This is a genomic window from Streptomyces sp. NPDC002588 (assembly GCF_040295925.1).
GTDB lineage: Bacteria > Actinomycetota > Actinomycetes > Streptomycetales > Streptomycetaceae > Streptomyces.
In genome coordinates this window covers 67,745-75,315 of sequence record NZ_JBEOWF010000057.1, presented here as the reverse complement: position 1 = coordinate 75,315, position 7,571 = coordinate 67,745, and the positions used below count along the sequence as shown (strand labels likewise).

At 68.8% G+C, this 7,571-nt stretch carries 4 protein-coding genes and 3 pseudogenes; 4 read left to right on the top strand and 3 right to left on the bottom strand.

What is annotated here, in order from left to right; all coding sequences use genetic code 11:
• The 4 genes and pseudogenes from ABT057_RS42920 to ABT057_RS42905 all read left to right on the top strand — a co-directional run.
• A pseudogene (locus tag ABT057_RS42920) lies at positions 1-259 on the top strand (IS110 family transposase); the annotation flags it as partial.
• Positions 196-405: pseudogene (locus tag ABT057_RS42915) on the top strand (helix-turn-helix domain-containing protein); the annotation flags it as partial. The pseudogenes ABT057_RS42920 and ABT057_RS42915, both read left to right, overlap by 64 nt.
• A 174-nt stretch (positions 406-579) precedes the next feature.
• Complete coding sequence (locus tag ABT057_RS42910; protein ID WP_352349659.1) at positions 580-1,815, top strand: sensor histidine kinase; 1,236 nt, start codon at positions 580-582, stop codon at positions 1,813-1,815.
• Positions 1,812-1,982: pseudogene (locus ABT057_RS42905) on the top strand (lamin tail domain-containing protein); the annotation flags it as partial. The gene ABT057_RS42910 and the pseudogene ABT057_RS42905, both read left to right, overlap by 4 nt.
• A gap of 319 nt (positions 1,983-2,301) precedes the next feature.
• Here the strand turns inward: ABT057_RS42905 and ABT057_RS49315 are convergent.
• The 3 genes from ABT057_RS49315 to ABT057_RS42890 are packed head-to-tail and all read right to left on the bottom strand — an operon-like array spanning position 2,302 to position 7,557.
• Positions 2,302-4,515 (bottom strand): peptidylprolyl isomerase, encoded by a 2,214-nt coding sequence (locus tag ABT057_RS49315; protein WP_502974061.1) that lies wholly within the window; start codon positions 4,513-4,515, stop codon positions 2,302-2,304.
• Complete coding sequence (locus ABT057_RS42895; protein WP_352349649.1) at positions 4,512-5,603, bottom strand: hypothetical protein; 1,092 nt, start codon at positions 5,601-5,603, stop codon at positions 4,512-4,514. The genes ABT057_RS49315 and ABT057_RS42895 overlap by 4 nt, the downstream gene beginning before the upstream one ends.
• Before the next feature lie 34 nt (positions 5,604-5,637).
• Positions 5,638-7,557, bottom strand: coding sequence for a RiPP maturation radical SAM C-methyltransferase (locus tag ABT057_RS42890; protein ID WP_352349647.1), 1,920 nt, complete (start codon positions 7,555-7,557; stop codon positions 5,638-5,640).
• Between the last annotated feature and the right edge of the window lie 14 nt (positions 7,558-7,571).

Below are 7,571 nucleotides of genomic sequence, written 5' to 3'. Positions count from 1 at the left end.
CTCTGGCCGCGTCAGCGGCAACATGCGTCGCCCGCGCCGCTACCACCGCGGTCTGCTCCGGGCCTTCTACCTCTCCGCAATGGCCAGCCTGAGAACCTGCTCCGCCTCCCAGGCTTACTACGGGCGCAAGCGGAACGAGGGCAAGGGACACAAGCAGGCAGTGCTCGCTCTGGCCCGTCGACGAGCCAACGTCTTGTGGGCCATGCTCCGAGACGGAGAGTGCTACGAGGTTCTACCAGCCGATACGGCGGCAGCTTGACATCGTCATTGGGAAGTTCTTTTTCTTCCGGGCTCGAACACGTCTGGGACGACGGCTTCGACGGTGACGTCAACCTCGTCGAGGTCTATGTCAGCGCGCTCCGACGCAAGATCGACACGCCGTTTGGGCGGCACAGCATCCGTACGGTTCGCGGGGCCCGCTACGGCTCGACGCGGCGGAAGGAAGCCTGTCATGACGTGGCGCCGCGCCCGGTCCGTTTTGCGCCGCCTGCGTCCGGCCACCATCCGGATACGGATGGCACTCCTGGCCACGGTCATCACCCTGGCCCCACTGACCGCGGCTCGGTCCCCGTCGCGCTCATGGTGCGTACCTCCCTGATGGAAAGCGCCTACCGCAAGACGCGCCTCGTGCTGATGGATGTCCAGCCGCGGGTGAATGCCACAAAGGACCTGCCCGTCTGCACCCGGTCCTTCCAACGGGTGCAACTCCTCGACGACAGGTACGTCAGCCTGTGCCGGCCCACCCGGCAAGCGGGACCGAGCGCGGGGAAGCTGTCGCTGCTTCCCTGGACCGACCCGGCTCGCGGGCCCATACCGATCCGGGCCATCGCCCGCCGTGAGGGCACAGCTCCGCCGGAAACCGTCGCCATCACGCAGTCCCTCGAGGCAGAACAGGCCCACCTGAACACCCTCGTCCGGCTCCTCATAGGCGGCGTCGCGGGCATTACGCTGCTGGTCTCGGGCGCCACGTGGCTCACCGCGGGGCGGGCGCTGCGTCCGGTCGAGGCCATCCGCGCCGATTTCGCCGACCTGAGCGCACACCACCTCGACCGGCGGGTCCCCGTCCCCCGCACCGGCAGCGAGATCGCCCGCCTGGCCATCACCATGAACGCCACGCTCGACCGCCTGCAGAAGGCCGTCGACCAGCAGCGTCAGTTCACCGCGGACGCCTCCCACGAACTGCGCACACCGCTGGCCTGTCTACGGACCGAACTCGAACTCGCCCTGAACGACGCCTCCTCCGCCGACTGGGCGCGGGCCGTCCGTGACACTCACCGGGACACCGTCCGCCTGCAGGACCTGACCGAGAACCTCCTGCTGCTGGCCCGGCTCGACTCCCCACAAGATGACCAGGCGTCCCGGCGGACCGTCGACCTCACCGACCTCGTGCGAGAGGAGACCACCCGCCGGCACCCGCCCCAGGGCATCGTCCTCGAGGTGTGTTCTGTCCCCGGGCCCCTCACCGTGCGGGGCCACCACGCCCTGCTCGCCCGCGTGCTGGGCAACCTGCTCGACAACGCCGAACGCCACGCGACCAGCACGATAAACGTCAGCTTGAGTCACGACGACGCCCACGATCAGGCCGTCCTCGACGTCCGGGACGACGGACCCGGCATTCCGCGCGAGGAGGGCCGAAGGATTTTCGAACGCTTCACCCGCCTGGACGACGCCCGCGCCCGTGACACCGGCGGCACCGGCCTCGGCCTGGCCATCGTCGAACGCATCGCCCTCGCGCACGGAGGCACTGTCACCCTGACCCCGAGCACCGGCGGCGCCCACTTCACCCTGCGACTCCCCACGAAAAAGCCAAGGTGATCGCCGCCGGGCCGGCCCAGGCCACCGAGTACTCGTCCGCGCTGATGGTCAAGGGCGTTCAGTACGACTCCCCGGGCCGGGACTGCAACCGGTGCTCCGGCGGCAACACCAAGGACGAGTACCTGACGATCAAGAACTACTCGCACACCGCGACGGTCAACCTCAAGGCTGACCTGGCCCGGCACATGAAAGCGCCGTGCCAGAACCACTACTGCTCGATAAAGCCATCGCGACCCGGCTCGGCATCGAACATGGCCAAAACCAGCTCCTACCAACGCGTCACGTAAGCGGGCTACCAGCAGCAGCCGCAGTAGCTCGGGCAGGCCCGATCGCAACCAGAGCCGCACCTCCTTCAGAGTCGGCACAGAGGATTGGACATGCCTCGACGCCGTCACCGCAGAATCAGTGACCCCCTATGAGCGTCAGGATCATGCAACGCGGCCAACGGAACCACCTCATTCAGGCCCGCTGGCACAAGAGACGCTTTCAGGTGGCCGAGATCGTCACGCGGTCGAGCCGGACAGCCGTCGGCGACGAGGCGATGGCGCCGACCGCGTCCTTCGACCGGTCGTCCGCCACCTCTCCGAAGATCGTGTACTGCCCGTTCAGATGGGGCGCCGGAGCAAGGGTGATGAAGAACTGGGAGCCGGTGCTGTCCCGGCCCAGATTCGCCATGGCCAGTTGGAACGGCCGCTCGAATGAACGGTCCGGATGGATTTCGTCGGGTATCCGGTATCCCGCGCTGCCCTGCCCGGTGCCCAGCCGATCGCCGCCCTGGACGACAAAGCCCGGCACACGGCGGTGGAAGACCGTGCCGTCGTAGAAACCGCCCTCTCCGGTGGCCCCGGTCAGGGGGTCGGTCCAGGTGCGGCTTCCGGTGGCCAGGCCCACGAAGTTGTCCGCGGTGTAGGGGGCTTCGTCGGGGCGCAGTTCGAGGTGGATGTCGCCGAGCTCGGTGTGCAGGACCGCGGCAAGGGATCGGTAGGTCCTCAAAGAGGAGGAGAAGGGACGGCGGGCAGGCGTCTGGCGAATCCGCACTGGGGAGTCGCGCAGCGGGTCGCTCAGGGGGGCGAACGCGCCCCGGTCGCTGCGGTCGCCGCATCCGACCGTGCCCGGTGCGTTTGCGTGCAGGCCGGTTGCGCTCCATCCCGATGGGTCGGTACGGACCTCAGTCGGCGCGGCCGGGCGCGACCCGAGCCACATCGGATGGCCCTCCGCCGAGTCGAGGCGCTGTGCCTGCCACAGTTCCCGTACTTCGGCCGAGGCGTGGGTCAGCAGGGTGTCGAGGTCAGTCACCGCTTGGGCGTCCAGCACCTCACGCATGGTCGTTGTGTCGTGGTACTTGTCGAAGAGAGAGCCGTTGTTGTGCTCCAGGGTGAAGCACTGGTCGACGAAGACCCGGTCGGGCAGCTCGTGCCGGACGTAGCGCCGCACCATGGCGGCCACCGGTGCCCACGCTTCTCCGCCGAACTCGACGCCCGGACCGGCGAATGCCTCCGTGGCGAGTTGCAGCGCCCGACCGTGGCCCATCTCGCGGCGCAGCCGTTGCCATGTGACACGGCTGTCGCCCTGGTTGATCTCCGTGATGAAGTCCGCCAGTTCCTGCGGATGGTGGTGCGTTCTGGCTCGTTCGTAGTGTCCGAGCTCGTTGCCGATCACGTTGTCCAGGTGCCCCGCCAGATCAGCGCACAGATGGGGCAGCCAGCGGAACAGTCGTGCTCTGGCCGTGCGGTCGCCCGCCGCGGTCAGCCATTCCAGCAGGTAGAAGTCGGCGGCGAGCGAGGAGGGGTCGACGGAGTCGACGAACCAGCGCGGGCTGTGTGCGGCGAGGTCCTCGGCCATCAGGGTCAGGGCCTCGGCGCGGTCGACGTCGCCGTCGAGGTATCGGGGCCAGTGCCGTTCGGCTACGGAATACAGGCGTGCGTAGCGCCACTTGGTGCCGAGTACGTCGGCACAGGGACGGTGGGCAGAGTCCACCGTGCGTACCAGATGGCCGGCGGTCATTTCCACGAGGATCTTGGTGAGGAGAACCCGCAGCCGGCGCTGGTACGGAGAGCTACCGGGCATGCGGCGGACCAACTCGGTGGACAGGTGGCAGTCGGGGACGGCCCCCGATTTCAGCTGCGCCCAGCCCAGCATGGTCAGGACGGCGTCCGCTAGCGTCGATCCACGGAAGCGGCGGCAGTCGACGTAGACGCCCGTGGCTCTGCCCCCGTCGACCAGGAAGCCCGTGGCCGGCGGGGCGGGCGCGAGCGGCACGAGGTGGAGGTCCAGCGTCCGCTCAGTCTCGTTGGTGCCCAGCGCCGCGCAGAGGGGAGCCAGGTAACGCTCGGGCGGGAGGAAGTCGTTGATCTCCGCAGTCGCCTGCTTGCGGACCTCCTCGAACCGGGGGAGCGCCTCGGCGAGGGTCGGCGCCGCGGCGGTCAGCGCGGTGGTGACGAGTTCCGTTCCGGGACGGAGGCGGTCGTCGTCGACGAGGGCGATGAGGTCCTCCGGTCGGCGGGCGGCGGCCAGGAACGCGGGCAGGCCGGAGCCGACGGTCCGAGCCCATGACCGCAGTCCGTCAAGGAACGGGTCCGTCTCCGGGGTGACCGGCCGGGGCAGGAAGTTGGGCTCCCAGGAGCCGGTGCGGCCGATCAGCTCGCGCTGCAGGGCGAGTGCGAGGTCGAGGGTGGTGCTGCGCTTCTGACGGAACTTCACATCGCTCCCCAATGTCCGCCCGTCTCGGTGAGCAGACCCGCTTCCCGCAACTCGGTCGTGATGCGCCGGCACCGCTCGTCGGTCAGTCCGGCGAACGCGGGCGCCTCCTTCGACAGTCGCAGCGAGTGCTCGGTGACGGTCTGCGCGGAACGCCCGTCGCTCAGGCCCCAGATCAGCGCCGCGTCGGGCGGCAGGCGGAAGTGCCGGCCGGCGGGCTGGACCAGCGTCACCATGTCGTCGTAGGCGCGCGGGAGGAACGCTGGGGACCTGCGCAGCGGACCGCTCCCCGCCGGCCAGGCGGGCCAGCGGGAGACGTCGACGCCCTGCCAGCCGAGGGTGGCCGTGGCGATCAGGCAGGTCTGGGCGAACGACGTCAGCGCGGTCAGGCCCGCATGGGGGTCGACGGCCAGGGGGTCGTCCCGCAAGAGCCGTTGGAACTCCGGGAAAGGGAACCCGTCGGGGCCGCTGCGGGCGAGCTGCCGCCACACCCATTTCTCGCCGAAGTAGAGGTCCCCGCCTGCCGCGGCCAGCGCCTTCCCCGCGCACACGAGGGCGCGCCGGCCGGCGTGCGCGGCCGCGTCCAGGTCGGACGGGTCGTCCGACTGGCGCAGTCCGAGGCAGTCCTCGGCCGCGAAGAACGCGGCGAGCATCCAGTTGTTCATGACCAGTCGGGAGAGCCGCAGAGGATGCTCGTCGAGTCGTTTGCGCAGCGCGGCCAGCGTGCCCGAGTCGGTCACGATGTCACCGGTGCGCAGCCGGACGGTCAGCGCGATCTCACGGTCCGACAGCGTCTCCCCCGCCGGGTCCGAGTGCAGTCCTGTGCCAAGGACTCGGTCGACGAGCGACTCCAGGGTGTCCAGGGAGAGATGCTGTACGTCGACACGGATGTCGTCGGCGAACATCTGCTGCCGTTTCTCTCCCGCCGGGGCTCCGACCAGATAGACGTCGATGTCGCTGGTGGCGCTGCCCAGCCCGACCGCCGAACTCCCGGCGAGGAACGCGGCGTCCGCGTGTGTCGACGCGGCCAGGCGGGACGCTATGCTCCTGCCCAGGCGCACCCTGTCCTGGGCCGATGCGACTGCTGTCATGCACTCATCCCTCCTGGGCGCGGGGCCACGACGGCTACCAGCCGGGGTTCTCCGGCAGCGCGAGCCCGAGGTACTTGCCGTCGTCCGACACCATCACGTCGGCGCGACAGCACTGTTCGAGGAAGGCCGTCACCTCGTCCTCGGAGACTGACACGTCCTGTGCCGCCAGCAGGCGGGTGATCGCCGCCGCTGAACGGGGCGCGTCTCCGCAGGACTCGTAGGCCTCCGCCCTCCAGCCCGCGAGGACAGCCCGCTTGGGCTGGTCGGTCCGGCGGTCGATGAGCGTCAGCTTCCCGGGCAGCCGCTGGTAGACGAGGCTGGGCTTGGACTCGGCGAAGCGGGTCTGCCATGTGGAGACGGCGGCGTTCAGCGCGGCGACCGTTTCGTGGGACACGGTGCCGGACGCCTCGTAGTCGAAGAAGTACGCGATCTTCTCGGGGTCCAACGAGGCCGGGTAGACATGGCTGTAGCTGGCCCGGGGCCGGACCTTGTCGATGGGAAAGGACGGGTCGGTGAAATAGGGGCTGAAGCGTTCCAGCCAGATCCTTCCGCAGCCCCCAGGCGGCTGCAGATGGTGCAGAAGCGGGAGCAGGCGCAGCTGCTCGGCGTAGTCTTCCCCGGTCTCCCCCGGGAATCCCGCCAGGATGTTCCAGGCCACGTCGATCCCGTAGTAAGCGGCCCATTTCAGGAGCCGGATGTTGATCAGCTTGCTCGCGCCCTTGCGCATCAGTTGCAGCACATGGGTGCTGAGGCTCTCGATGCCGGGCTGGATGCGGAGGATCCCGGCGCTTCTCAGGGTCGCGAGCTGCTCCCGGGTGAGATTGGCCTTCACCTCGAAGAAGAGGTTCACGTCCCAGTGCTCTTGGGCCAGCAGCGTGCACAGCGACGAGAAGTACCTCATGTCCAGGATGTTGTCGACGGTGTCGACGTGCACCACCGGGTAGTCGCGCAGCAGCGCGCTGAGCTCGGTGAACGCGCGCTCGCCGGACTTGGAGCGGTACGCCATGCCGAGCGCGTTGAGACCGCAGAAGGTGCAGTGGTGCTTCTGGCCCCACCAGCATCCCCGGGAGAACTCGACCGGCAGTCGTACGGGCGCCCGGCCGAGCAGCCGGGCGCGGTCGAAGCGCTCCAGCCAGGCGAAGTAGTCCCGGTAGTCCGGGGTGGGAAGGTCGTCGAGGGCCTGCGGGCGCTGCGCGTCGGCGGCCTGTGGCGCGTGCGTGGTGGCGTGCCGCAGGACGCCGGCAATCGGGATGTCCGTGTCGTCGGCGATGTTCTTCAGCAGGGCGGGGAACACGATGTCGCCCTCGCCGACCACCACGTAGTCGAGCCAGGGCAGCTTCCTCGCGTACTCGGCGCCCATCTCCCCGTCGAAGTTGGCGCCACCGTAGACCAAGGTCACACCGGGGTGGAATTCCTTGATCTTCCTCCCCAGTGCGAGGGACGCCGTGTTCTGCATGAACGTGGAGGTGAACCCGATGACGTCGTACTCCCCCCACACCGGTTTGGCCGCGCATGCGGCGATCCAGTCCGGCAGCTTCTCGCGGCGCATCTCCACGAGGTCCTCGAGGCCTTTTCCGGTGAGCTCGTCCCAGATGGACTTCACTTCCGGATATTCGGCGAAGTAGTCGTCGTCCGGGGTCACTTCGCCGAACGCGGCGTAGGAGAAGAGCCACTCCCCCATCAGGTGCAGCCGTTCCGAGGCGACGTTGGCGATGGTGTCGTAGGCCTTGCCGCCGAAGAAGGAGGCGAACTCGATGTTGAGGTAGTGGCTGTCGCACTCGTGCCCGGCCTCGCGGGTGATCGACTGCAGCAGTCCGCACTGGATGGAGGGCGCGTGGATGCGCGCCCAAGGCATGTTGACCAGGGCGACACGCAGAGCTTTGCCGGGCGGTGAGGCGGATGCCGCATGGTCCGCTTCGGTCCGCACGGCCAGGGGCAGGCGGATGATGCTCATCGGTTTCCCCTCGG